The sequence below is a fragment of the Streptomyces sp. NBC_01166 genome (assembly GCF_045039765.1).
Taxonomy (GTDB): domain Bacteria; phylum Actinomycetota; class Actinomycetes; order Streptomycetales; family Streptomycetaceae; genus Streptomyces.
On sequence record NZ_CP108613.1, the window covers coordinates 7,290,400 to 7,313,869 of the forward strand.

Annotated in this window: 16 protein-coding genes; 12 read left to right on the forward strand and 4 right to left on the reverse strand. The window is 71.2% G+C overall.

Annotated features, from left to right (window positions below):
* Positions 1–87 precede the first annotated feature (87 nt).
* The 11 genes from OG379_RS32965 to OG379_RS33015 all read left to right on the forward strand — a co-directional run bounded on the left by OG379_RS32965 (position 88) and on the right by OG379_RS33015 (position 16,438).
* Positions 88–1,059 (forward strand): arabinan endo-1,5-alpha-L-arabinosidase, encoded by a 972-nt coding sequence (locus OG379_RS32965; protein ID WP_405666775.1) that lies wholly within the window; start codon positions 88–90, stop codon positions 1,057–1,059.
* Positions 1,041–2,495 (forward strand): family 43 glycosylhydrolase, encoded by a 1,455-nt coding sequence (locus tag OG379_RS32970; protein ID WP_405666777.1) that lies wholly within the window; start codon positions 1,041–1,043, stop codon positions 2,493–2,495. Before OG379_RS32965 ends, OG379_RS32970 begins: the two co-directional genes overlap by 19 nt.
* Before the next feature lie 137 nt (positions 2,496–2,632).
* The gene (locus tag OG379_RS32975; protein ID WP_405666778.1) at positions 2,633–3,718 is read left to right on the forward strand and encodes a pectinesterase family protein; all 1,086 of its coding nucleotides are present in this window, start codon (positions 2,633–2,635) and stop codon (positions 3,716–3,718) included.
* Positions 3,719–3,915: 197 nt separating this feature from the next.
* Positions 3,916–4,923 (forward strand): LacI family DNA-binding transcriptional regulator, encoded by a 1,008-nt coding sequence (locus tag OG379_RS32980; protein ID WP_405666779.1) that lies wholly within the window; start codon positions 3,916–3,918, stop codon positions 4,921–4,923.
* A 155-nt stretch (positions 4,924–5,078) separates the two neighbouring features.
* Positions 5,079–6,593 (forward strand): effector-associated domain 2-containing protein, encoded by a 1,515-nt coding sequence (locus OG379_RS32985; protein ID WP_405666780.1) that lies wholly within the window; start codon positions 5,079–5,081, stop codon positions 6,591–6,593.
* Complete coding sequence (locus tag OG379_RS32990) at positions 6,590–7,642, forward strand: AAA family ATPase (protein WP_405666782.1); 1,053 nt, start codon at positions 6,590–6,592, stop codon at positions 7,640–7,642. The genes OG379_RS32985 and OG379_RS32990 overlap by 4 nt, the downstream gene beginning before the upstream one ends.
* Complete coding sequence (fxsT, locus tag OG379_RS32995) at positions 7,642–11,970, forward strand: FxSxx-COOH system tetratricopeptide repeat protein (protein WP_405666784.1); 4,329 nt, start codon at positions 7,642–7,644, stop codon at positions 11,968–11,970. The genes OG379_RS32990 and fxsT overlap by 1 nt, the downstream gene beginning before the upstream one ends.
* A gap of 89 nt (positions 11,971–12,059) precedes the next feature.
* On the forward strand, positions 12,060–13,226 hold the full coding sequence (locus OG379_RS33000; RefSeq protein ID WP_405666786.1) for a hypothetical protein: 1,167 nt from the start codon (positions 12,060–12,062) through the stop codon (positions 13,224–13,226).
* A complete protein-coding gene (locus OG379_RS33005) occupies positions 13,223–14,329 on the forward strand; it encodes an effector-associated domain 2-containing protein (protein WP_405666788.1) in 1,107 nt (368 codons plus the stop codon). The genes OG379_RS33000 and OG379_RS33005 overlap by 4 nt, the downstream gene beginning before the upstream one ends.
* A gap of 101 nt (positions 14,330–14,430) precedes the next feature.
* The gene (locus OG379_RS33010) at positions 14,431–14,622 is read left to right on the forward strand and encodes an aldo/keto reductase (protein ID WP_401518679.1); all 192 of its coding nucleotides are present in this window, start codon (positions 14,431–14,433) and stop codon (positions 14,620–14,622) included.
* Between the two features lie 37 nt (positions 14,623–14,659).
* The gene (locus OG379_RS33015; RefSeq protein ID WP_405666789.1) at positions 14,660–16,438 is read left to right on the forward strand and encodes an HEXXH motif domain-containing protein; all 1,779 of its coding nucleotides are present in this window, start codon (positions 14,660–14,662) and stop codon (positions 16,436–16,438) included.
* Positions 16,439–16,492: 54 nt separating this feature from the next.
* On the opposite strand, the gene OG379_RS33020 is transcribed toward OG379_RS33015, so the two are convergent.
* On the reverse strand, positions 16,493–17,221 hold the full coding sequence (locus OG379_RS33020) for a TioE family transcriptional regulator (RefSeq protein WP_405666790.1): 729 nt from the start codon (positions 17,219–17,221) through the stop codon (positions 16,493–16,495).
* Between the two features lie 58 nt (positions 17,222–17,279).
* Between OG379_RS33020 and OG379_RS33025 the strand changes: the two genes are divergently transcribed.
* A complete protein-coding gene (locus tag OG379_RS33025; protein WP_405666791.1) occupies positions 17,280–18,485 on the forward strand; it encodes an erythromycin esterase family protein in 1,206 nt (401 codons plus the stop codon).
* 51 nt (positions 18,486–18,536) lie between these two features.
* Here the strand turns inward: OG379_RS33025 and OG379_RS33030 are convergent, their stop codons facing one another.
* Genes OG379_RS33030 through OG379_RS33040 form a run of 3 tightly spaced genes read right to left on the reverse strand, consistent with a single transcriptional unit; the run spans position 18,537 to position 23,470 of the window.
* Positions 18,537–19,244 (reverse strand): glycoside hydrolase family 12 protein, encoded by a 708-nt coding sequence (locus OG379_RS33030; RefSeq protein ID WP_405666792.1) that lies wholly within the window; start codon positions 19,242–19,244, stop codon positions 18,537–18,539.
* Between the two features lie 33 nt (positions 19,245–19,277).
* Positions 19,278–21,497: a glycosyl hydrolase family 95 catalytic domain-containing protein gene (locus tag OG379_RS33035; protein WP_405666794.1), complete on the reverse strand. Its 2,220-nt coding sequence runs from the start codon at positions 21,495–21,497 to the stop codon at positions 19,278–19,280.
* Entirely contained in the window at positions 21,494–23,470 is a 1,977-nt protein-coding gene (locus OG379_RS33040; RefSeq protein ID WP_405666795.1) for a beta-galactosidase, read from the reverse strand. The genes OG379_RS33035 and OG379_RS33040 overlap by 4 nt, the downstream gene beginning before the upstream one ends.

Below are 23,470 nucleotides of genomic sequence, written 5' to 3' on the forward strand. Positions count from 1 at the left end.
AAAGTGGGTGGCGCGCGGCAACCGATGCGGTCCGGGCGGCGACTGCGGGATGCACCCCATCCCCGACCCCCCCGAAGGAGTTTCCTCGTGAGCCGCACTCTGAGGAGAAGCCTCGCCGTACTCCCCGCCGCCCTCCTGCTCGCCCTCGTGCCGGGCAGCGCTTCCGCCTACCCCAACCCGGGTGTCGTCAAAGGTGACATCGTCGTCCACGACCCCAGCATGATCCGCAGCTCGTCCGGCCAGTACCTGCTCTACTCGACCGGTGAGGGCCTCCAGCTCCGCACCTCCACCGACCGCACCGCCTTCGGCCGCTCGGGGAACGCCTTCACCACCAAGCCGAGCTGGTGGAAGAACTACTCCTCGGCGTCCGACCCCTGGGCCCCGGACATCTCGTACCAGGGCGGCAAGTACCTGATGTACTACGCCGTCTCGTCCTTCGGCTCCAACACCTCCGCCATCGGCCTGGCGGCCTCCACCACCGGCCAGGCCGGCAGCTGGAGCGACTACGGGATCGTCTACACCTCGAACTCGTCGAGCGACTTCAACGCCATCGACCCGAACCTGTTCGTCGACGACGACGGCAAGTGGTGGCTGTCCTTCGGCTCCTGGTGGACCGGGATCAAGATGATCCGTATCGACCCGTCGACGGGCAAGCAGTACGCCGGGGACACCGCCCGCCGGTCGCTCGCCTCCCGGCCCACCGGGACGAAGGCCGTCGAGGCGCCCTCCATCGTCAAGCGCAACGGCTACTACTACCTCTTCGCCTCGTACGACACCTGCTGCGCCGGCACCAGCTCCACCTACAAGATCAAGGTGGGACGGGCCACCAGCGTCACCGGCCCTTACAAGGACAAGAACGGCGTCAGCATGCTCAGCAACGGCGGCACGCCCGTCATGGAGTCGCACGGGCGCTACATCGGCCCCGGCGGCCAGTCGATCATGGCCGACTCCGACGGTGACCTGCTCGTCTACCACTACTACGACGGCCAGGACAACGGCACCCCCAAGCTCGGCGTCAACCTTCTGAACTGGAGCAGCGGATGGCCCGTCGCCTACTGACCCTGCTGAGCGCCCTCCTGCTGGCGCTCGCCCTGGGGCAGCCCACATCGGCGTCGGCGGCCGAGGGCCGTCCGTACACCAACCCGGTCAAGGCGCAGAAGGGCGCCGACCCCTGGATCTCGTACCACGACGGCAACTACTACCTGGTGTCGACGAGTTGGACCGACGTCATCACCATGCGGAAGTCGCCGACGCTGGCCGGGCTCTCCACGGCGCCGAGCGTGCAGGTGTGGCAGGGCGACGCCGCGTCGCGCTGCTGCAACATCTGGGCACCCGAACTGCACTACTCCGGCGGCCGCTGGTACCTGTACTACGTGGCCGGCCAGAACATCACCGACTACAACCCCACGCAGCGTGTCCACGTGCTGCAGAGCGCGGGCCCGGACCCCATGGGGCCCTATACGTACAGGAACCAGCTGGGCAGCACCTGGATGCTGGACCCGAGCGTGCTCACGGTCAACGGGTCCATGTACCTGCTGGGCAGCGCGAGCGGCGGCGGTACGCAGAATCTCGTCATCGCGCCGATGTCGAACCCGTACACGCTCAGCGGGTCGTTCTCGACGATCTCCACACCCACCTACGACTGGGAGAAGTCCGGGGGCACGGTCAACGAGGGGGCCGAGGTGCTCCAGCGGGGCGGGAAGACGTTCATCGTCTACTCCGCCAGCGGCTGCTGGACCCCCGACTACAAGCTGGGGCAGCTCACGCTGACCGGGTCCAACCCGCTCTCGGCGTCCTCGTGGACGAAGAAATCCGGTCCGGTCTTCCAGCGTAACGACGCCGCCGGGGTCTACGGACCCGGGCACAACGGCTTCTTCACCTCGCCGGACGGCACGGAGAGCTGGATCGTCTACCACGCCAACGACGCGGCGTCCGACGGCTGCGACAACGGGCGTACGGCGCGTGCGCAGAAGTTCAGCTGGAACTCCGACGGCACACCGAACCTGGGCACGCCCGTCGCCCTCGGTACGACACTGGCGGGGCCCTCCGGCGAGACGGCGGCGACCCCGACCGCGTACACCGTGGTCAACCGGGCCACCGGGAAGTGCCTCGACGTGAGCGGTGCGTCGACCGCCGACGGAGCGAACGTCCAGCAGTGGACGTGCGACGGCAGCGCGAAGCAGCGCTGGCGCATCGACGACCGGGGGGACGACACGAGCAGGCTGGTGAACGTCGCGTCGGGCAAGGTGCTCGACACGGCGGACTGCTCGACGGCCGACGGCGCCGACCTGCGGCAGTGGTCCTGGCTCGACAACACCTGCCAGCGCTTCCGCTTCGTCACCACCGAGGCCGGGGGATGGGTGCGCATCGTCAACCGGGCCACCGGGAAGGTCGCCGACGTGGCGGACTGCTCGACGGCCGACGGCGCCGACGTGCGGCAGTGGACCTGGCTGAACAACACCTGCCAGCAGTTCAAGCTCGTCCCGGTGAGCTGAGCGACAGCGGGCCCGGATCCAGGTCCGGGCCCGCGACGCGCGGGCCTCCTGAGGCCACGGCAACCTTTCGCGCGGCTCGCGGCGACTACTTCCCGGAACCCCCGCCTCTCCCTCTCCCCGACCGAATGGATCACGCCATGGCAGCGAATCGACGACGTACCAGCCTCCGGCCCGGACCGCGGAGGGCGCTGACCGCGGGGGCGGCAGCCTTCCTGTCGGTCGCCGCCCTCCAGACGTTCGGGACCGCGTCCGACGCGGCGGCGGCGACCACCCTCACCGTCGCCAAGGACGGCAGCGGGCAGTACTCCACCGTGCAGGCGGCGGTGGACGCGATCCCCTCCGGCAACACCGCAAGGATCGTCGTCTCCATCAAGCCGGGCACCTATCGCGAGCTGGTGAAGATCCCCTCCACCAAGCAGAACGTCACGCTCCAGGGCAGTGGTTCCAGCCGCAAAGACACCGTCATCGTCTACAACAATGCCTCCGGTACCCAGAAGCCCGACGGCTCCGGCACCTACGGGACCAGCGGCAGCGCGACCGTCGCGGCCGAGGCCAACGGCTTCCAGGCCCGTAACCTCACGATCTCCAACGACTTCGACGAGGGCGCCAACCAGAACATGAGCGGACTCCAGGCCGTGGCCCTGCGCACCGCCGCGGACAAGGTCTTCCTCGACTCCGTGATCGTCACCGGCGACCAGGACACCCTGCTGCTGGACACCGCCTCCAAGGCGACACTCGGCCGCGTCTACATGAAGAACTCCTACGTCATCGGCAACGTCGACTTCATCTTCGGACGCGCCACCGCGGTGATCGACGCATCCGTCATCACACTGAAGAAGCGCTGGGACGGCAGCTCCGCCGGCTACATCGCCGCACCCAGCACGGCCGCCGACCGCAAGGGCTTCCTGATCACCCGATCCACCGTCAACGGCGATGTCTCGGCGTCGTCCTTCCACCTCGGCCGGCCGTGGCACGCGGGCGGGGACGCCTCGCTCGACCCGATGGCCACCTTCCGTGACACGACGCTCAGCTCGGCGGTCAGGCCCGCCCCGTGGACGGACATGAGCGGGTTCTCCTGGAAGGACGACCGCTTCGCCGAATACAAGAACACCGGGCCCGGATCCGGCTCGGCGAGCAGCGACCGGCCGCAGCTCTCCGACTCCCAGGCCGCGGAGCAGGAGACCGCCGACTGGCTGGCAGGCTGGACACCCTCGGCGTCCTGAGCCACGGTGGGTGGCAGCGAATCGCTGCCGACGATGCGGTCGAAGCGCTTCGACTCCTGCTCTGGACAGTCCCTGTGAGCGAGTCTAGGCTCCACGGTGTCTGTGCATGTCAGAGTGCGAAGGGGAGCACAGCGCCGCGCTGTCGAAGCGCTTCACCCGCTCTCCCCTCCGGTCGCCATCTGTAGGGGAGAAGCCGAATGGTCACGCTTGCCGAGGTCGCCCAGCACGCCGGAGTCTCCGCGAGCACGGTGAGCTACGTCCTCAGCGGCAAGCGGTCGATCTCGGCCTCCACCCGGGAGCGGGTGGAACACAGTATCCAGCAGCTGGGGTACCACCCCAACGCCGGTGCGCGCGCCCTCGCCAGCAGCAGGTCCAACATCGTCGCACTGATGGTGCCCCTGCGTACGGACATGTATGTGCCGGTGATGATGGAGATCGCCATCGCCGTCGCCACCAGCGCCCGTACGCACGGTTACGACGTCCTGTTGCTCACGGGCGAGGAGGGCCCGGCGGCCGTCCGGCGGATCGCGGGCAGTTCGATGGCCGACGCGATGATCCTGATGGACGTCGAACTGCACGACGAACGGCTGCCGCTGCTCCGTGACTCGGGCCGCACCGCCGTCCTCATCGGCCTGCCCGCGGACACCTCCGGGCTGACCTGCGTGGATCTCGACTTCGAGGCCACCGGGGCGCTCTGCGTGGACCACCTCGCCGGCCTCGGCCACCGTGAGGTGGCGGTGATCGGTGAAGCGGCCGCCGTCTACGAGCGGCACACCGGTTTCGCCGAACGGACCGTGGACGGCATACGGGCCAAGGCGCAGGAGACCGGGATGCGGATCCTGCACCGCCCCTGCGAGGGCGGTTACGCCGCGATGGCCGGCACCCTGGGCCGGATCTTCGACGAGCGGCCGGGTACGACCGGCTTCATCGTCCAGAACGAGGCCGCCGTCGAGCCGCTGCTCAACCTGCTCCAGCAGCAGGGGCGGGCCGTGCCGGAGGACGTGTCCGTCGTGGCCGTCTGCCCGGAACAGGTGGCTACGCAGGCGTCGGTGCGGCTCACCTCCGTGGCCATCCCCGCACAGGAGATGGGGCGGCGGGCGGTGGAGCAGGTGGTCGCGAAGCTCGCGGGCCGGGGTACGGACGAAGTGGAGCTTCTGGAACCGGTCCTGACGGTGCGTGCGAGCTCGGGACCGGCGCCGGTGTGACCGGCGAGGGGCCGCGTCCATCCGTCCGGGTGGCGTGTCTCCCGGTGCCCCGCCACGGTCCGGCAGGGGGCGTCGGGTGTGTGTCACAGGTGGTCAACAGGGCCTGTAGTGAACCTGGTTGCTGAAGATCCGGCGTGATAGCTTCACGATCTGTCATGAAGGTGGTACCGGCTCTACGGGGGTGGTCGGTGGTGGGGAACGGGCTGTCCGGAGGGGATGGGCCGGGCGAGGCCAGGACGCGACTCATCGTCGCGCTGGTCGACTTCCTGTGTGAACAGGACTTCGTGACCGACCGCGACCAGTGCGGACAGTTCATCGCCTTCGCCGCGGAGCACGTCGGTGCGGAGATCGTCTACCGACGGCAGAACCCGCGGGCCGACATGCTCTCCTTCCTCCGGGAATTGCTGAAGCACGAGAAGGGTCTGGAAGCGCTGATCTCCGCGGTGCGCGCGATCGCCGGCCACGAGTGCGCGGCCCAGCTGACACGGATCGTGGAATCCGCCCTGTCGGCCGAGGAGTTCACTCCCGAGGCGGTGCGCGAGGTCCACCGGCTGCTCGGCGAGGGGTGGCGCGTCGACGAGGCCCGCCTGCACACGATCCTGAACCACGAACTCGGCGCCGACGTGCCGTTCGGCCGGACACCGGTCCAGCTCTTCGACCACCTGTGCGCCGTGAACACCCAGGCCGACGGTCTGCCCCCGGCGCTGGTGCTCGTCGAGGCCACCGCGTCCCTCGCCCAGCCGGTGCTCCGCGAGGAGCTCAGGGACTGGTCGGACGCGTGGGCCCGTGAAGCCGGCCCGGACACCGTACGGGCGCTGGAGGAGCGGAGGCGCGCGATGGCTGCCCGGCCGGCGGCCGACCCGTACGTGTCACGTTGTCTCGTCGTGATGGTGGAGCCCGCAGACGACAGTTCGGCTGATGTCTATGTACGACACTGGGTCAATGCCGCGCCGGGGTACTGGGAGCCCGTGGCGGGAGACATCGAACGCACCAGCCTCGACGCCCTGGCCGGTGCGGTCGAACGGGCGATCAGCCAGGGCGCCTCACGCTGGGCGGATGTCTCGGAGAGCGAGAACGACCCCCCGGTGCAGATCGAGTTCGTCCTCCCCCTCCAGTTCCTGAATCACGACATGGCGGGCATCAAACTGGGTACGCGCTCTCATGTCCGGATGCCGATCGCCCTTCGCTACCATGTCCATCTGCGGAGCCTCGAGCGCATGAGAGCCCGTGACACGGTGGAGCTCGGCCGGTGGCGGGCCCGGTGGACACAGCTCAAGAAGGTCGGCGTGGCGGAGACCCACCGGTGGCACGGGCAGCAGGGTGACCGTCTGGAGCACTGGCATGCCAGACTCGCGGGGAACCCGCGTCTGACCGCGGTCATACTCGATGTTCCCGCCCTGCCGGGCCACGGCATGGACGCGCTCAGCATCGCCATCGAGCAGGGGGTCGGACTTGCAGCCTGGGACCGCAGACCGGACAGCCCGGACCTGTCCGGCCAGGTGCTGACCCTCCTGCTCGCGCATCCGCCGGCCCAGCTCCCGTCGAAAGTCAGTCAGATCCGTCAGGAGGCCGAGGAGTTGGGGCGTGACAGCCTTTCCGTGGGTAAGTACATGGCGTTCTTCTGGGACGACCCGTACCGCCTGGTCGACTGCGAGGAGTTGACAGCATGACCGAGCAGGCCTCGGCAGCGCAGTCCGTCACGCCACCCTCCTGGAGGGTGTTCCACGCGACGGGGCAGCCCCCGGCCGGCGACCCCCCGGAGCTGCCGCAGCCGCCGCCCTGGCGGGTGTTCGCCGGAAGCCCGCTGCAGCAGGACCCGCCGGACGACGCGCAGTCGGCGCTGCGCCGGCTCGGCACCGTGCAGGAGGGCCCGCAGTTACGCGAGGAGGAGATCAACGCGGTCAACGCCGCGCTTCTGCTGCGGCGCCCCCTGCTGATCACCGGGCCGCCCGGAGTGGGCAAGTCCACCCTGGCGTATCTGATCGCCCAGGAACTGGGACTCGGCCGGGTCCTGCCGTGGAGCATCGTCAGCCGCACCACACTGCGCGGCGGGCTCTACGAGTACGACGCCATCGGGCGTGCCCAGGCCATCGCCGCATGGCGTGCCGGAGGCACCGCGGAGGCGGAGAGCGGCACCGGCAGCGCACCCGACCTGGGGGACTTCGTGACCCTCGGCCCGCTCGGCACGGCCCTGCTCGCCTACGGACGCCCCAGGGTGCTGCTCGTCGACGAGCTCGACAAGAGCGACATCGACCTGCCCAACGACCTGCTCCACGTCCTGGAGAACGGCAGCTACGAGATCCCGGAACTGGTACGCGCCGGCGTGGCCGAGCTGTCCGTCTTCACCGACGACCCCCAGGGCCGGGCCGTCATCGAGGCCGGCCGGGTCGAGTGCGCGGAGTTCCCCGTGGTCGTGATCACGAGCAACGGCGAACGTGAGTTCCCGGCGGCCTTCCGGCGCCGGTGCCTGCCGCTGGAGATGCGTCCGCCCAGCCGCGAACACCTCGTGTCCATCGTCATCAGCCACCTGGGCCGGCGCCCCGAAGGCGTCGACGGCCTCGTGGACGACTTCGTCAGGCGCCTGGAAGGCGGAGGCACCCAGTCCGTCGACCAGCTGCTGAACGCCGTCCAACTCACCACGGCCCACGGATTCCGGGACGACAGTGACGGGCGTAAGCTCATCGAGATGCTTCTCCGCGACCTCTCGAAAGGCCGCTGATGAACGGCTCGCCACGGGAACGCGCCCCGGACACGACGCCCGCGCCGAGCGGCGGCGACCTCCACGATACCGACGGCGAGGCGAGCTGGCAGGACCTCGCCGACGCCGTCTGGCTTGCGGCGGCCTGGCACCGTGCGGGCCGTGAAGCGGACGGGGGGACCGACCTGGACCCCGCGCCCTTACCGGACGACATGGAGAGTGACTTCCCCGAGGTCGCGGCTCCTCCGTTCGAGCAGGGTGCGGAGGACACGGTGCCGGCCGCGAGCCACCCGGGAGTCGACCCACGGGACATCGAACTGATCGACGCCCTCCCTTCGCGGCAGGGCCGGCCCGGCACCCTCGCTCCGGACGAGGCACGCCCCACGCGGCGTGTCGTGCCGCTGCCCCTGGCCAAGGCTCTGCGAGGCCTGGGCCGACGCGTGCCGTCGCGCCACGAAAGCCGGCTGGACGAGGCCCGCACCGCCGAGAACGGTGTGATCGACGGACTGTGGATCCCCTACCTCGACCCGGTCCAGGAACGCGCCTTCGACCTGATGCTGCTCGTCGACAGGGCGCCCACCATGCCCGTCTGGGACGACTCCTTACGTCAGCTGACCGACGAGGCGGTCCGCAGCGGTGCCTTCCGGGACGTCCGTACGGTCGACGTCCTGCTGCCCGGTGCGGCACCGCCCGAACTGCGCTGGCCCGGCAACAGACGGGCCGACCCGGCCGAACTCCTGGACGGCAGGGGGACACGGCTGTTCCTCGTAGTGACCGACGGGCTGGCACCCGGATGGGCCGAGGGCGGCGCCGACGAACTGCTGGGGCGGCTCTCCGCGGCCGGGCCGACGGCGCTCGTCCATCTGCTGCCGCCGTACCTGCGCCACCGTTCCTCGGTCTACCCCTTCCGGGCGCGGCTCGACGCCGCCGGATTCGGGGCGCTCAACCGCCACTTCCTCTGCCACCCGCCGCACGGAGTACCGGAACACGCGCACGTCCTGCCCGACACGGGTGACGGATCCGTGGCCGTACCGGTCCTCAGCCTGCGCCCCGGCTCGTTCCGCGCCTGGGCGGACCTGGTCACCGGCGAACGCGGCGTACGCCGGACGCTGCCCGTGGTGCTGGCCGGTGCGATGGCCAAGGGAGTGGCCGCGGCGGGGCTGCGGGCGCCGAGGATCGAGAGCCCCCGCGCGGCAGCCGACGCCGTCCGCAGATTCGTCGCGCTGGCCAGCCCGCTCGCACGGCACCTCGCCGTCCTGCTGGCGGTGGCGCCCCTGCGCTTCGACGTCATCGAGGAGCTGCGCGCCCGGGCCTTTCCCGACTCCCGCCCCGAGCACCTGGCCGAGGTGATGATGGGCGGCCTGATCGACTGGGAGCGGGACGGAGAAGGCGGTCCCGACTTCGCCGACGGGATTCGCGAGGCACTGCTTGCCACCGGGAACCGCACCCAACTCGCCCGGGCCGTAAGCCTGCTCGCGGAGTCGCGGGCCAGCCGGGCACAGGGTGTACGGCTGCGCGCCGCGCTGCGCGATCCGGCGCAGGCCGCGCTTCCGGACGCCGGGGGCGGCCCCGCGTGGCTGCGCATCGAACTGGCCGTACTCCGCGCGCTCGGAGGCATGCCGTACCGGAGGCGCGCGGCGCTCGTCAACAGCGCGCTGCTGCACGGCGCGGGAGCGTCGGCGGGGGCGACAATCGATGATAAAGAGGCATCTGATGTGAATGAGATCGGCCCCGCTTCCCCGTCGCATTCGACGGTTCCACCAGGAGGATCTGTGTCGTCGACGACACCACCCGTAGACACCGAGCAGGATCGGGTCGAGGCGGGCACGCACGCCCTGGCGCCGGAGCTCCGGTTCGTCCGCACGGGCCAGCCGAAGATCATGGGCAACGTGCCACCGAAGAACCCGAACTTCACCGGGCGGGAAAGTCTTCTGGCGGCCGTGGAGCGGCAGTTGCGGGAGGACGAGACCACAGCCGTCCTCCCGCACGCACTGCACGGCATGGGCGGTGTCGGGAAGTCGCAGATCGCCGTTGAATACGTGTACCGCCACAGCGGCGAGTTCAATGTGATCTGGTGGATCCCCTCGGAGCAGGAGAACCTGATCCTCGGCGCTCTCGCCGACCTGGCCCGCAGCCTAGGCCTGGAGGTGGGACCGCAGGCCAACGCCGCCGTGCCCGCCGTGCGCGAAGCCCTTCGTACGGGCAAGCCGTTCGACAACTGGCTGCTCGTCTTCGACAACGCCGAGGACATCGAGGCCGTACGCTCCTACTTCCCCAACGGCGGGCCGGGGAAGATCATCGTGACCTCACGCAACCGTGAGTGGGAACGCGTCGCCACCCCCCTGAGCGTCGACGTCTTCGACCGCGAGGAGAGCATCGCGCTCCTGCAGCGCCGCGCCCGCGGCCTCAGCTCCGGTGACGCGGACCGGCTCGCCGCCGCGCTGGGCGACCTGCCCCTCGCTGTCGAGCAGGCGGGCGCCTGGCACGCCGCCACCGGGATGCCGGTGGACGAATACCTCACCCTGCTGGACGAACGCAGGCCCGAGATCCTCGAGCTCGACCCGTCGCCCGACTATCCGCTCCCCGTCGCAGCGGTCTGGGACATCTCCCTCGGACGCCTCTCGCAGGACAACCCGGCGGCACGTCAACTCCTGGAGATCTGCGCCTGCATGGCGCCGGAGCCCATCCCGCTCAATCTCTTCAGGGGTGGACGCAACGTCGAGGTCACCCCCGAGCTCGACCCGGTCCTGCGCGACCCCCTGCTGCTGGCCCGCGCCACCCGTGACCTGAGCAAGCTGTCGCTGGTGAGGCTGGACCACAAGACCGCCACCCTGCAGATGCACCGGCTGATGCAGAACGTGATCGTGGCCAGGATGGACCCCGAGGAGCGGGCCAGGATGACGCGGGCGGCCCACCTGCTGCTCACCACGGCCAAGCCCGGCGCACCGGCCTCGCCGGACCAGTGGCCCGCCTACCAGGCGATCCTCCCGCATGTGATCGCGTCCGGGGCGGTGGAGAGCTCCGACGCTTGGGTCCGTGACCTCGTCTACGACATGGTGTTCTTCCTCTACTACTGGGGCGCGCACGAATCGGGCGCCGCCCAGGCGCGGCTGGCCTGGTCCGCGTGGCGTGCCCAGTCGGGTGACGAGGACCTGCACGTCATCAGGATCACCAAGCTTCTCGGTTTCTATCTGCGGCTGCTCGGGCGACCCGACGAGGCGATCGTGCACAACGAGCGGGCTCTCGCGATCTCGCGCGGCGCGCAGATTCCCGATGAGGAACTCATCGACTCCATGTGGCAGATGGCTGGGGCCCTGCGACACCGAGGTGAGTTCCAGCAGGCTCGCGAGCTGGCGGAGGAGGCGTTCACCAGGGCCAGCGACCTGTTCGGGCCGGAGGACCCCACGACGCTGAGCGCGGCACACGACTTCTGCGTGACCCTCAGGCTCAACGGGCGGTTCGGCTCGGCGCGCGGGATCGACGAGGAGACCGCGCGGCAACGCGAACTGCTCTACGGCCCGGCGAGTGCTCTTACACTCAACACGTTGAGCGCACTGACACTCGACATCCGTGAGGCAGGCGACTACCTCGGCGCGCGTGTCCTGCAGGAGTCCAACTACCTCACCTACGTCACGAATTTCGGTGAGACCAACGCGTCGACCATCCGCGCCGCCCTGAACCTGGCCGTGTGCCGACGCAGGGCGGGTGTGGTGGAGGGAGGCGCGGCCCTCGCGGAGCAGACACTTGAGCGGTTCACCACCCGCTACGGCCTGAACAACACCGACGCGCTCGGTGCCGCTGTCCATGCCATGGTCGAACGTCGACTGCACGGTGACCTCATCGGGTCCCGGGAACTTGGTGAGCAGACGTTGACCGCTTACCGCCAGGTGCTCCGCGAGCATCACCCGTACACGCAGTTCGCCAAGGTGAATCTCGCGGCGACGCTGCGGGCGCAGGGTGACATCGACAGGGCCGAGGCCCTGGACACCGAGGCGCTCCAGCATCTGGAAGCCTCCCTGGGGGGGACGCACCTGAACACGCTGACCACGGCGATGGGCAGGGCCAACGACCATTACGCCCGCCTGGACTTCACACACGCCGGCGCCGTCGACTCGGCGGTCCTCCCCAAGCTCACGGAGACGGCGGGGGCCGACCACCCGCTGACCTTGGCCTGCACGGCCAATCTCTCCCTGGATCAGCGTGGACTGGGGAATTCGCAGGAGGCGGACCGGCTCAACTCGCAGGCTGTGGCCGGGCTCTCGCGAGTGCTCGGGGACGACCACCCCTGGCACACCGCGGCGAGGCTCCACCAGCGCATCGAGTTCGACATCGCACCGCTGCCGATGTGACGTCGAGGACGGCCGGGTGATCGTCAGCCCCGTCCGTCGCCCTCGTGGGCAACGGACGGGGCCGCAGCGAGAGTAACGGGGGCGTACGCATGACCACGGTGGTCTTCACACACGGCACTGGTGTGCGGGAGCCGCACCTGACCGCGCTGCTCACACGCGTCAGGTCGTGCCTCGCGACAACTGCTCCGGACGTACGCGTGGTCGCCTACGACTGGGGCGGGCAGTACGGGGCGAGACTCGCGGCGGACGGTGCCAGTATCCCGGCCGCCCCCGGCGCCGGGACCGGCCGGAGCACCGGAGATCCCGACGACCTCTACGAGACCGATGAGTGGGCCCGGCTGTACGAGGACCCCTCGGCCGAACTGGCCACGGCATCGGCCGGTTCCGGTCCGCGCGTCACGCCGCCCGGTGCGGCGTTTCCGGACGAACGTCCGAGGTCGCTCCTGCGCGCGCTTGCGGAACACGGCGAGCCGCAGGCGGACGCGCTGGGCCCCGGAATCCGGGAAGTGGCTGCGGAGCTGGCGCGCAGCCCCCTGCTCGGACCCGCCGCCGAGACCCTGGACCAGGAGGCCCTGGCGTGGGTGCTGGCCCGGGCGCTGGCGGCCACGGTGATCGCCTCCGAACTCGCCACAGACCGGCCCGTGTTGACCGGCGGCGACATGAGGGACGCTGCCGTCGCCGCGTTGGCCGGTCGCCTGGGCGCCGCGCCGGCGGGCACCGGTCGCGGCCCGCTGCTCCGGATGGCGGGACGGCCGCTCGTACGCCTCGGATCCCGCTACGCGGTACGACGCCGACGTGCGCTCACGGACGCCGCGCACCCCGCTGCCGGCGACATCCTCAAATACCTCGCCCGGGGTGAGGACATGCGCCAGGGTCTGCGTGACCTCGTCGCCGCACTGAAGCCACCCGTCGTCCTGCTCGGCCACAGCCTCGGCGGCATCGTCTCGCTCGACACCCTCATATCCAGCTCGCTGCCCGGCGTCGAACTCCTCATAACCGTCGGCTCGCAGGGCCCCTTCCTGTACGAGACGGGGGCGCTGCCCTCGCTCGCCCATCCGGATCCACTGCCCGACCACGTGCCACCGTGGCTGAATCTCTACGACCGCCGCGATCTGCTGGGCTACGCCGCCGAACCGCTCTTCCCCGGCCGGGCCCAGGACGTCGCCACCGACAGCCGGCAGCCCTTCCCCGTGGCGCACAGCGCCTACTGGACCGATCCGGCCGTCTACCGTGCGATCGGGGAGCGGCTTCCGTGAACCGCAGGCCGGTCCCGCCGGACCGCATCTTCGCCCTGGTCGTCGGAATCGAGCAGTACGCCGCAGGCCCCGGCTGGGATCTCCCGGGACCCGCCCGGGACGCCCTCCGCTTCCGCGACTGGCTGCTGGCCCGCGGAGTGCCCGGCACCAACATCCAGCTCCATCTCGCACCCCTGCCGGGCAACGCTCCCGACATGCCGTTCCGGCAGGCCGACCACGACTCCCTGCGGCGCGCCTTCATCAAGGACGCCCCGGACAGCGGAGCGCAGGCGCTGTGGGTGTGGTGGGGCGGCCACGGCGTGCTGGACACGAATGAGAACACGGCGCTCTACACGGCCGACGCCACCCTCACCGACCGGCGTGCCATAGACGTCGACTCCGCGCTCACGCGGCTGAGGAGCGATGCGACGCCCGGCCTCGGAGTGCAGATGTGGATGGTCGACGCCTGCCGCACCTTCGACGAACAGCACCACTTCCCCCAGTCGCCGTCCACCGAGCGCTTTCCCACCGGGGCTCGGGTGGCCGCGCACGAGCAGACCCTGCTGTTCGCCGCGGGCCGCGGGCAGCGGGCGGGCAACGATCCGGAGCGCCGGCTCGGCCTGTTCTCGGACATCGTCCTGCGCGAGCTGGAAGACGACTTGCTGCCGGAACCCCTGCCCCTCTTCGGAGCGGTGAAGGCGAGGATGAGCGCGCTCCGGGAGGCGGGCCTCACCGATCAGACCCCCGGCCTCCGCCTGGAGGCGCCGGGGTACTCCGAGCGCCTTCCGCCGCTCCCGCCTGTCGGCCGGGCACCGTCCGGCAGACCCGCGGAGCCTCCGGCCGCCAGGATCGTCACGGCCCTGATGGCGTATCCGCTGATGAGTGACCGTGACGAACGGCAGACGCTGGTCAACGAGTTGCCTGCCGCCATCGTCGCCCGGATGCCGAGGCACCTCGTGCCGCGCACGGATGTGATCGGGATCTTCCGCGCCCTCAAGGCGCATCCGGACGGCCTCCAGCGCCTGTACGAGGCGGTGACGCTGATCGATGACGATCCCGCCCGTGCCGCCGAACTCAAGTCGTCCATACAGGACTTCCCCCCGAACCCGGGGCCTGGAATGTGATCTGCTGGCGTGATCACACGGGTTTCGGGAAGGGGTCTCAGTCGTCATGATGGAGTAAACGGTGGCATCCTGTGCCACCGCTCGCGAAGGGGGAGCGCGCCTTGTACCAGCCGGTACTCGCCGAGGGCACATCTGATCACCTCGAGTCCGACCTCATGGATCTGGCGACGGTGCGCGTCGCTGATCTGCGCCGCCTTCCGGCCGCCCACGCCGGCCCTCGGCTCCTCGCGGAGCTGAGGCGCGCGCGCAGCAACGCCATGGGGGGCGGTGGAGAGCCGGGGAGGGCGGAATGAGCCGCCGCGAAGAATTCCGTCCACGACAGGGAGCGAGATGTACGCCCCGATCCGTATGCCCGGCACCCTGTTCGACGAGATCGCCACGGGCGGCGGCTCGCCCGAGGCCGTCGCGTTCCTGGTCCGGGGCGAACGTACACGCCGTCTCCTGCTCCTGCGTGAGCTCTTCGACCTCTTCGACGCGGACCCCCGCATTCTCGGCCCTCTGGACGCACGGACGGTCTGGCCCACGCTGGAGGCCGCCGCCGACCGTGCCCCCGAGCCGGTCGAGACGCTCCTGCTGACCCCCCAGGTCGGCAGCTGGCTCGCCCACACGCTCCGCCGGCTGCACGGCACGGCCTCCGGGCCGCCCCTGTGGGCCGACGCCGGACAGATCGCCGCGGTGGCCGCGGCGGCGGCCGTCCACGCCGGCACGGACGCCGAACTCCTCCTGCCCGCGCGGGGCCGGACCGTGGGACTGCCCGCCCTGGGAATGGTCCGGCTGCCCGGCCCGGACGAGGACGACTACCACCCGGTGCGGGTCACGGTGTCCGGCGGAACCCTCACCGTGCGGACCGGGCACGGGCCGGACATCGTCGTACGCCCGCTCACCGAGCAGGAATCGCCGCACTGGCTTCCGGTACACCGTCTGGACACCGGGCCGGGGACGCGCACCGTCCAGCTCGACGACCTCGATCCCTATCGCGACCTGGACGAGCCGATAGCCCCCGGCCGTCTCGACCCCGACGAACTGCGGTCCTGGCAAAGGCTGTTCCGCGATGCCGTCGCCGTCCTGGCCCGGGGCGCGACGGGCGGCCCCGGGGGGCTGCGGCCCGAGGAGATCAGCCGTATCGTGCCCTGGAACGCCAAGCACGGCGAAGGGGAGCTCCCCGTGCCGGCCGAGGGGCTCAGCGCCTCCACCGGTGACGCCTTCGCCTCCATGGTGATAGCCCGGCCGCCGGACGGTCTCGCCCTCGCGGAAACCCTCGTCCACGAATTCCAGCACAGCAAACTCGGCGCCCTGCTCCACCTCTTCCCGCTCCTCGACGACGACCGGACCGAGCGCCACTACGCGCCCTGGCGCGCCGACCCCCGGCATCTGCCCGGCCTCCTCCACGGTGCGTACGCCTTCGTCGGCGTCACCGGATTCTGGCGGGAGCGGATCGGGGACACCGGGGCGGACCCGCACGGGCGGGCACCGTACCTCTTCGCCGTGCGCCGGCTCCAGACCCGTATGGTCCTGCGCACCCTGGCGACACAGGCCCAGCTCACCGAACCCGGCCTGCGGCTGGTCACCCGGCTCTCCGGGACGGTCGACGGCTGGCTGAGGGAACCGCTGGAACCCGCGACCGTGGCCAGGGCTCGGGCGTCCGCCGTCAGCCACCGGGTGGAGTGGCGGCTGCGCAACCTGCGGTGCGGCGAGGACGACCGGGAAACACTCCTCAAGGCGCTGCGCGCGGGCGCAGCCCCCGTGCCGGGTGGTGAGGCACTGGTCGTGCGGGATCCGGCCCGTGCGTACTGGCAGGACGACCGCGCCCGTCTCTACCAGCTGCGGGAGTTCGAGGCCGGCCGGTCACCGTCGGCCGACGAGCTGCTGGTCGCGGGGGACACGGAAGCGGCACGTGCGGCGTACGCCGTGCAGCTGCGCGGGCCCGGCCCGCTCGATCCGCACGCGCTGTCCGGCTGGCTGCTGGCGCACGCGGCACTGCACCCGTGCGACCGCCGGCTCCTGGCCCGTCCCGAGCGGTTCGCGGCGCTGGTGGAGGGGACCCCGCCCGACGACTGGACACGGACCGCCCGCTGGCTGGCAGGCGGCGGCGGCCCCGAAGCGCGCTGACACCGGTTCCCCCGACGCGCGCCGGAGCCGGTTACCCCGACGCGCGCCCCCGTCTCATCCGCGTTCGCGGAGGTACGCCTCCAGCTCCGCCGCCCCGGCCAGCATCGCCCGGCCCCGGGCGGACAGCCGCCCGTGCCAGTCGCGCAGCGCGGCCTCCAGCGGCTCCGGGCCTCCCGCCGTCCGGACCTGGGCGATCAGCGGGGCGATCTGCTCCAGCAGGTAGCCGCCGCGCCTGAGCTGGTGGGTCATTCCGGCGTCCTGAACGGCGGCCTCGTCGTAGACGCGGTACCCGGTCCGCGGGTCGCGGCGCGGGTGCACCAGCCCGGCGCTCTCCCACTTGCGGAGCGTCGCGGGCCGGATGCCGAGCTTCCCCGCCAGCGGACCGATGAACGTGCCGTCGGGGCCGGACACCGCGGCCGGCCCGGACCCGGCGGGTTCCAGGTCGCGGAGGGCGCTCTCCACGGCCTGGAGCGTCCGCCGGTCGTCGAGGAGCTGGGCGTGGCTCTCGTCGATGAGCCGGAACGCCTCCTCGGCCGCGCCCTCGTTCACGGCCCGCATGATCGACGTCGCCGTGCGGTGACCGTGGGCCGGCACCAGGGCCAGGAACGCGCGCAGCGCCCCCGCGTGCAGCGGCGTGTAGGTGCGGTAGCCGTGGGGTGAGCGGTCGGCTGCCGGAAGGATGCCGGCCTCCTCGTAGTTCCTCACCGCCTGCGTGGACAGACCGTGCCGGCGCGCCAGATCAACCGGCCTGAGCCATGTACTGCTTTGAAGGTTTCGCCCCATGGTGCCGACGATAACGGCTAAAAGTTTCCACCGAAGGTTCAAAGATAGCGTTGAAGGCATGGCCACTGACATCAAGGACACCGTTCATGCCGCCGAGGCAGCCACTGTGCTGCGGCTGCTCCCCGCCCGGCCCCGGCTGTTCGCCCTGGGCGAGCCCACCCACGGCGAGGAGACCCTGCTCGACCTGCGCAACGAGTTCTTCCGGCAGCTCGTCGAGCAGGAGGGCTACCGGACGATCGCGATCGAGAGCGACTGCATGGCGGGCCTGGTCGTCGACGACTACGTCACCTCGGGCACGGGCACCCTCGACGAGGTCATGGAGCACGGGTTCAGCCACGGCTGGGGCACCTCCGCCGCCAACCGCGAGCTCGTGCGCTGGATGCACGCCCACAACGACGGCCGGCCCGCGTCCGAGCAGCTCCGCTTCGCGGGGTTCGACGGCCCGCTGGAGATCACCGCCGCCGCGAGCCCACGCCAGGCCCTCACCGCGCTCCACGACTACCTCGCGGCCCAGGTGGACGCGGAACTGCTCCCGTGCACCGCCGAAACGCTCGACGGTCTGCTCGGGGCCGACGACCGCTGGACCGATCCTGCCGCGATGACGGACCCGACACGGTCCGTGGGGCGGTCGGCCGACGCCGGCCGGCTGCGGCTGCTCGCCGACGACCTGGTGTCGCTGCTCGACACGCAGACGCCGCACCTGGCCACGGCGACCTCGCGGGACGGCCTGGACCGGGCGCGCCTGTACGGCCGGACCGCCACCGGCCTGCTGCGCTACCACCACTGCATGGCCGACACCTCACCGGCCCGCATGACCCTGCTCTGCGCGCTCCGGGACGGGATGATGGCCCACAACCTCCTCGCCGTCGCCGCGTGCGGACCGGCATTCGTCCACGCCCACAACTCCCATCTCCAGCGGGAGAAGAGCACGATGCAGATGTGGCAGGGGCCCGTCGAGTGGTGGAGCGCCGGTGCGCTGGTGAGCGCCCGGCTGGGCCAGGATTACGCCTTCGTGGCCACGGCGCTCGGCACGATCCGGCACCGGGGAGTGGACGCCCCGCCCCCGGACACCGTCGAGGGGATCCTGTACGGGCTCCCGGAGGACCGCTGCGTCATCGACGCCCCGCGGTTGGCCGCCGCCCTCGGCGTCACACTGCCGACGCGCCGCGAATCCCCCTGGTTCGGCTACGCCCCGCTCGACCCGGCCCACCTGGCGGCGGGCGACGGCCTCGTGTTCGTCAAGGACGTCCCGCGGAGCCGGTGACACGGGCCCGGGGACGGGCCGGGGGCGTCCCCCCGGCCCGTCCCGGCCGCGTCAGCCCGACGAGACGTCGAACTCGTTGGTCACGAAGTCCAGTCCGCCGGACGACGACGTGATCTCGTAGCCGAACTGGACGTCACCGATGGTCTCGTCGCCCCACCAGCCCTTCGTGTCCTTGATCCACTTCAGGATCGGAAGGATGTCCACGGTGCCCGCGGACGAGTCGGAGGTCCGCAGGAACGAGAAGACCTCGTTGGCACCGTTGTCGCCCTTGTAGACGGCCCAGGTGTGGCCGCCGAGGGTGACGGTTCCCTGGGAGGTGCCGAGCGGGCCGACGGCACCGTTGTAGTTCACCCAGAGCATGACCTCGTAGTCGTAGTCGGTGTCCCAGATGTCGTACGACGTGTTGTACGCGCCGGACGACGGGACGGTCACGTTGTAGTCGCTGGCCAGCGAAGAGAGCGACGTGATCGGCTTGTTGACGATCTTCTTGGCGTTCGGGTACGACTTGATGCCACCGGTGTTCGGGTGGTTCGCCGTCACGCCCCAGTTGCTCGACGAGTTGGCCCAGATCGTCTGGGTGCCCGCTCCGGATCCCCAGATGTTGTTGTAGAGGATGTAGTCGTCGGACGTGGTGTAGTTGCCCCACTGCTCCGACGAGGTCCAGATCGCGGCGTGGGCGGGCGCCGCCGCGAAGCCGATCAGCGCGGCCACGGCCGCCGTCGGCGCCAGGAGCAGCCTGGTCAGGGTGGATCGTGCCATGGGGTGTTCCTTCCATGTGGGGATGGAGGACTGCTACCGCGCCCCCAGGGTGAGGACGCGGTCCACGCCGGCCGTCAGCTCCAGCGGAGCCGGGGGGTTTCCGGCGGAGGTCTCGGTGAGGGCGAACCCGTCGCCCGTCCGCAGATCGACGCGGGCGTCGCGGGTGGGACGCAGCACGGCGGAGGCGCCGTCCTCCGACCACCGCAGGTCCAGATGCGCGCCGAACCGCGTGCGCACGCCCCGGAGTTCGCCCGCCGGGTACGTCGCCGACGGGGCCGGCAGCAGCACCAGGCGGCCGGGCGCCGACTGGACGAGTGACTCGATCACGGCCGCGGGCAGGGTGTGTGCCGCGTCCGCGTTGTAGACGTTCCGGGACGGGTAGTGCGCGCTCATCAGGGAGTCGTGGAAGAAGTCGCCGCCCAGCACCGCGTCCAGAGCCGCCGACACCCGGGACGGGTCACGCAGCCGGGCCGCGATCAGCGCGTGGTGCAGATGGCCGTGGGCGGAGTCGTTCTCCGACCCGCGCAGCTCCAGCGCGCGGTGTGCGGCAGCGGCCAGTTCCGGGGTGTCATACGGATTGATCCCGTCCAGCGGCCACACCGGGTAGAGGTGGCTCAGGTGGCGGTGGTCGTACGTCTCGCGCAGACCCGGCCACGCCCACTCGGCGAGCGCCCCGTCCTCGTTCACCAGGTACGGCGGGAGCCTGGCCGCGAGCGACCGCCAGAGTCCGGCCGACGGGTGACCGGGGGCGTGCTCGGCGGCCGTTGTCAGGGCGTGGCGGGCCGCGGCGATGTCCATCGTCGCGTTCACCGTGCCCCAGCTCGCGTTGGCCGGCCGGTTCTCCGGGGAGTACGAGGGCACGACGGCCACGTTCCCGTCCGGGTCCTCGCGGCTGAGGAAGTCCTCGTAGAACAGCGCCGCTTCGACGAGAGCAGCGGTCAGAGCGGCGTCCGGGGAGCCCGTCGTCACCTCGGCGTGCTCCAGCAGCGGCTGCAGCAGCCAGTCCGCACCCGCCGTCCACAGATGCAGCGGATAGGCGCGCTGGAAGTGCCGGGTATGGCCCGAGGCGCCGTCCGTGTGCGACGGGGCGACGATGCCCCGGGCGCCGAAGAGCGCCCGGGCGTTGTCCCGCCAGTCGGCCAACTGCCCCTGGATCAGAGCGGCGTGTGCCTCGGTGACCTCCGGGAGCGCGGCTGTCGCGGCGGAGGAGATCTGCAGGTTGAGGTTGGCGTTCGTGGTGAAGGCCCCGGACCAGGCGGTGTCCCAGTCTCCGGTCCACAGACCGGTCAGCCGGGGCGGCAGCACCCCTGAGGAGGACAGCAGGTGGTAGCGGCCCGCCGCGAAGAGCCGCTCCAGGAGCGCCGGAGACTTCGGGGCGCGCAACAGCTCGCTGCCGGCCAGCTCCCGCTCCGGCGCTGCGTCCCGCAGCATGAGGGAGGCCCGGCCGTACGCGGCCCGGTGCAGGGGCCGGTGACGGTCCAGGAGCGTGGCGTAGTCCTCGCGGGGCAGCGCGGCCCACAGCTCTCCGAGGTCCGGACGGCCGGGTCCTCTGACGACCCGGGTCGTCAGGGTGAGGCTCTGCGCCCCCTCGATCCGGATCCCCTCGCCGACCACCGACACCCGGCCGCCGTCCACCCGCGCCACCGTGACGCCCGTGTACCCGAGCTCGCTGCCCGGATAGCCGACCCGCAGAGCCAGGTGCGCGCCCTCCGGAGTCAGCACGGTGGAGCGGCCGACCGCCAGATGCGCGGGGGCGCCCGGCAGCGAGTGGTCCAGCACGAGGTCGGCGGTCAGCCCCAGGTCGGTGACGTGCTGCACGACCACGTCGTCGGCCCGCGACACGAAGACGCTGCTGCGCCACGCCTCGTACGACGCTGTCACCTCGCCCGTCGTGAAGTCGACCTCGCGCCTGTATCCGGCGACCGCCTCGTGCAGCCCCCGCGCCCGCCGCACACACGACCGGAACGCCGGGTGGAACGGCTGCACCCACACCAGTGGACGGCCCGCGCCGAAGTCCTCGGCCGCGGTCGTTTCCCCGGCCAGGAGCGCGTCCTGGAGGCGGCCGAGGCCGTCGGCGAGCTCCGGCGGACGCAGGTCCTCGCTGCCGTTGGGCCGCACGAGGCCGTGGTGGTTCACGATCACCCGGTCGTCCGCGGGGTCGCCGTACACCATCGCCCCATGACGGCCGTTCCCACTGAGGAAAGCGTCTTCCCAGCGGGTGGCGGGGCAGGGCTCCCATGTGCCGTCGATCATGCGGACGCGTCTCTGAGCACGGCCACGCCGTAGCGCTCCAGCTCGACGACGCCCTCGGACTCGGCGCCCGTGAGCAGATCGACGTGGCGGCCCGGCAGCTCCACCCCGGCCGGGGAGCGGCCGTGGTTCAGGAGGAAGAGCAGCTCGCCGCGCCGCACCGCCTCGACACCGGCCGGCAGCCCCTCCAGCACGGGGCGTACGCCGGCCCCGGCCGCCGCCCGGCCGAGCAGGCCGCGCAGCGCCTCGGGCTCGGGCAGTGTCGAGACGTACCACGCGGTGCCCTTGCGGAGGACGGCCGGAAGCCCGTCCAGCTCCCCGCCGCGGTAGGCGGACACCGTCTCCGCGCTGCCGTCGGGTTCCAGCTCCTCCGACCACAGGGTGGAGCGGAAGCCGTCGCACTCCACCGTCGCGCCCTCGTCCAGGGGCCACCACTCGTGCACCGTACGGATGCCGAACAACTCACGCAGCCGGCTGTCCATACCACCCGGCCTGATCCGGTCGTCCACGTCCGCGACCCCGGTGAAGAACCCGCACACCAGGGTGCCGCCACCCCGCACATAGGCGACCAGATTGTCCGTCGCCGCGTCGGAGAGGAGCTGGAGCTGCGGCACGAGCACCATGCGGTACGCGCTCAGGTCGGCGTCGGGCCGGGCGAACTCCGTGCTGACCCCGCCCTCCCACAGGCCTCGGTGCCACGCCTGGACCAGCTCCGTGTACGAGACGAGGGAGGACGGCCGCCCCTCCTGGGTGCTGGACCACCAGGCGTCCCAGTCGTGCAGCACGGCGACCTCGGCGGGCACCCCGGTGCCGCTGACCTCCCCGCCGATCAGGGCGAGTTCGGCACCGATGCGCTTGACCTCGCGGAAGGTGCGGCCGTGCTCACCGGCATGGCTCAGCATCCCGGAGTGGAACTTCTCGGCGCCCTGCCGGGACTGCCGCCACTGGAAGTAGCAGAGGGCGTCCGCACCCCTGGCCACCGCCTGCATCGACCAGAGCCGGTTGAGTCCGGCCGGCTTCGGGTGGTTGACGGCGCGCCAGTTGACCGGCCCGGCCGCCTGCTCCATCACCATCCACGGCCCATGGGCCTGCGAGCGGGTCATGTCGGCGAGCATCGCGTTGTACTGGCCGCCCCGCGGGTCCGTCGGGTCCGGGTAGACGTCGACGGAGACGATGTCCTCCTGCTCCGCCCAGGCCCAGGCGTCCTGGCCCGACCACAGCGGCATGAAGTTGGTCGTCACCGGGATGTGCGGGGTGTGCCGGGCGACGATGTCCCGCTCGGCGGCGTAGCACTCCATCAGGGCGTCGGAGGTGAACCGCTTGAAGTCCAGCTCCTGCGCCGGATTCCGCATGTACTGCGCCCGGCGCGGCGGGAGGATCTCGGCCCAGGTGTCGTAGCGCTGACTCCAGAACGCCGTGCCCCAGGCCTCGTCGAGGGCCTCCAGGGTGGTGTACCGGGAGGACAGCCACCGCCGGAAGTGGGCGGCCGTCCCGTCGCACCAGCAGTGCGTGCAGTACTCGTTGTTGATGTGCCAGACGGTGAGCGCCGGATGGTCCGCGTACCGTGCCGCGAGGTCCTCGGTGAGGGCCGCCGCGTAGCGCCGGTACACCGGTGAGCTCGGACAGAAGTGCTGCCGGGAGCCGTAGTTGACGACCAGGCCGTCCTCGGTGCGCGGCAGTGTCTCCGGGTGGAGCGCTCCCATCCACGGCGGCGGCGAGGACGTGGGGGTGGCGAGCACGACGCCGATGCCGTTGGCGTGCAGCAGGTCCAGCAGCCGGTCGAGCCAGTCGAACTCACGGTCCCCCGGGCGCGGTTCGATCATCGCCCAGGCGAAGACCCCGACGGTGACGGAGTTGACCTCGGCCTCCCTCATCAGCCGTACGTCTTCGGCCCACACCTCCTCGGGCCACTGCTCGGGGTTGTAGTCGCCTCCGAAGAGGACGCGGCCACGGGTGGCGTCGTGCAGGGACGGCAT

Excerpts from the sequence above, each read along its gene's own strand:
- OG379_RS33015 (WP_405666789.1), top strand. The coding sequence starts at position 14,660 with ATGTACGCCCCGATCCGTATGCCCGGCACCCTGTTCGACGAGATCGCC.
- OG379_RS32970 (WP_405666777.1), top strand. The coding sequence starts at position 1,041 with ATGGCCCGTCGCCTACTGACCCTGCTGAGCGCCCTCCTGCTGGCGCTC.
- OG379_RS33000 (WP_405666786.1), top strand. The coding sequence starts at position 12,060 with ATGACCACGGTGGTCTTCACACACGGCACTGGTGTGCGGGAGCCGCAC.
- OG379_RS32990 (WP_405666782.1), top strand. The coding sequence starts at position 6,590 with ATGACCGAGCAGGCCTCGGCAGCGCAGTCCGTCACGCCACCCTCCTGG.
- OG379_RS33025 (WP_405666791.1), top strand. The coding sequence starts at position 17,280 with ATGGCCACTGACATCAAGGACACCGTTCATGCCGCCGAGGCAGCCACT.
- OG379_RS33020 (WP_405666790.1), bottom strand. The coding sequence starts at position 17,221 with ATGGGGCGAAACCTTCAAAGCAGTACATGGCTCAGGCCGGTTGATCTG.
- OG379_RS32975 (WP_405666778.1), top strand. The coding sequence starts at position 2,633 with ATGGCAGCGAATCGACGACGTACCAGCCTCCGGCCCGGACCGCGGAGG.
- OG379_RS33035 (WP_405666794.1), bottom strand. The coding sequence starts at position 21,497 with ATGATCGACGGCACATGGGAGCCCTGCCCCGCCACCCGCTGGGAAGAC.
- OG379_RS32980 (WP_405666779.1), top strand. The coding sequence starts at position 3,916 with ATGGTCACGCTTGCCGAGGTCGCCCAGCACGCCGGAGTCTCCGCGAGC.
- OG379_RS33030 (WP_405666792.1), bottom strand. The coding sequence starts at position 19,244 with ATGGCACGATCCACCCTGACCAGGCTGCTCCTGGCGCCGACGGCGGCC.
- fxsT (WP_405666784.1), top strand. The coding sequence starts at position 7,642 with ATGAACGGCTCGCCACGGGAACGCGCCCCGGACACGACGCCCGCGCCG.
- OG379_RS32985 (WP_405666780.1), top strand. The coding sequence starts at position 5,079 with ATGAAGGTGGTACCGGCTCTACGGGGGTGGTCGGTGGTGGGGAACGGG.
- OG379_RS33040 (WP_405666795.1), bottom strand. The coding sequence starts at position 23,470 with ATGCCGTCCCTGCACGACGCCACCCGTGGCCGCGTCCTCTTCGGAGGC.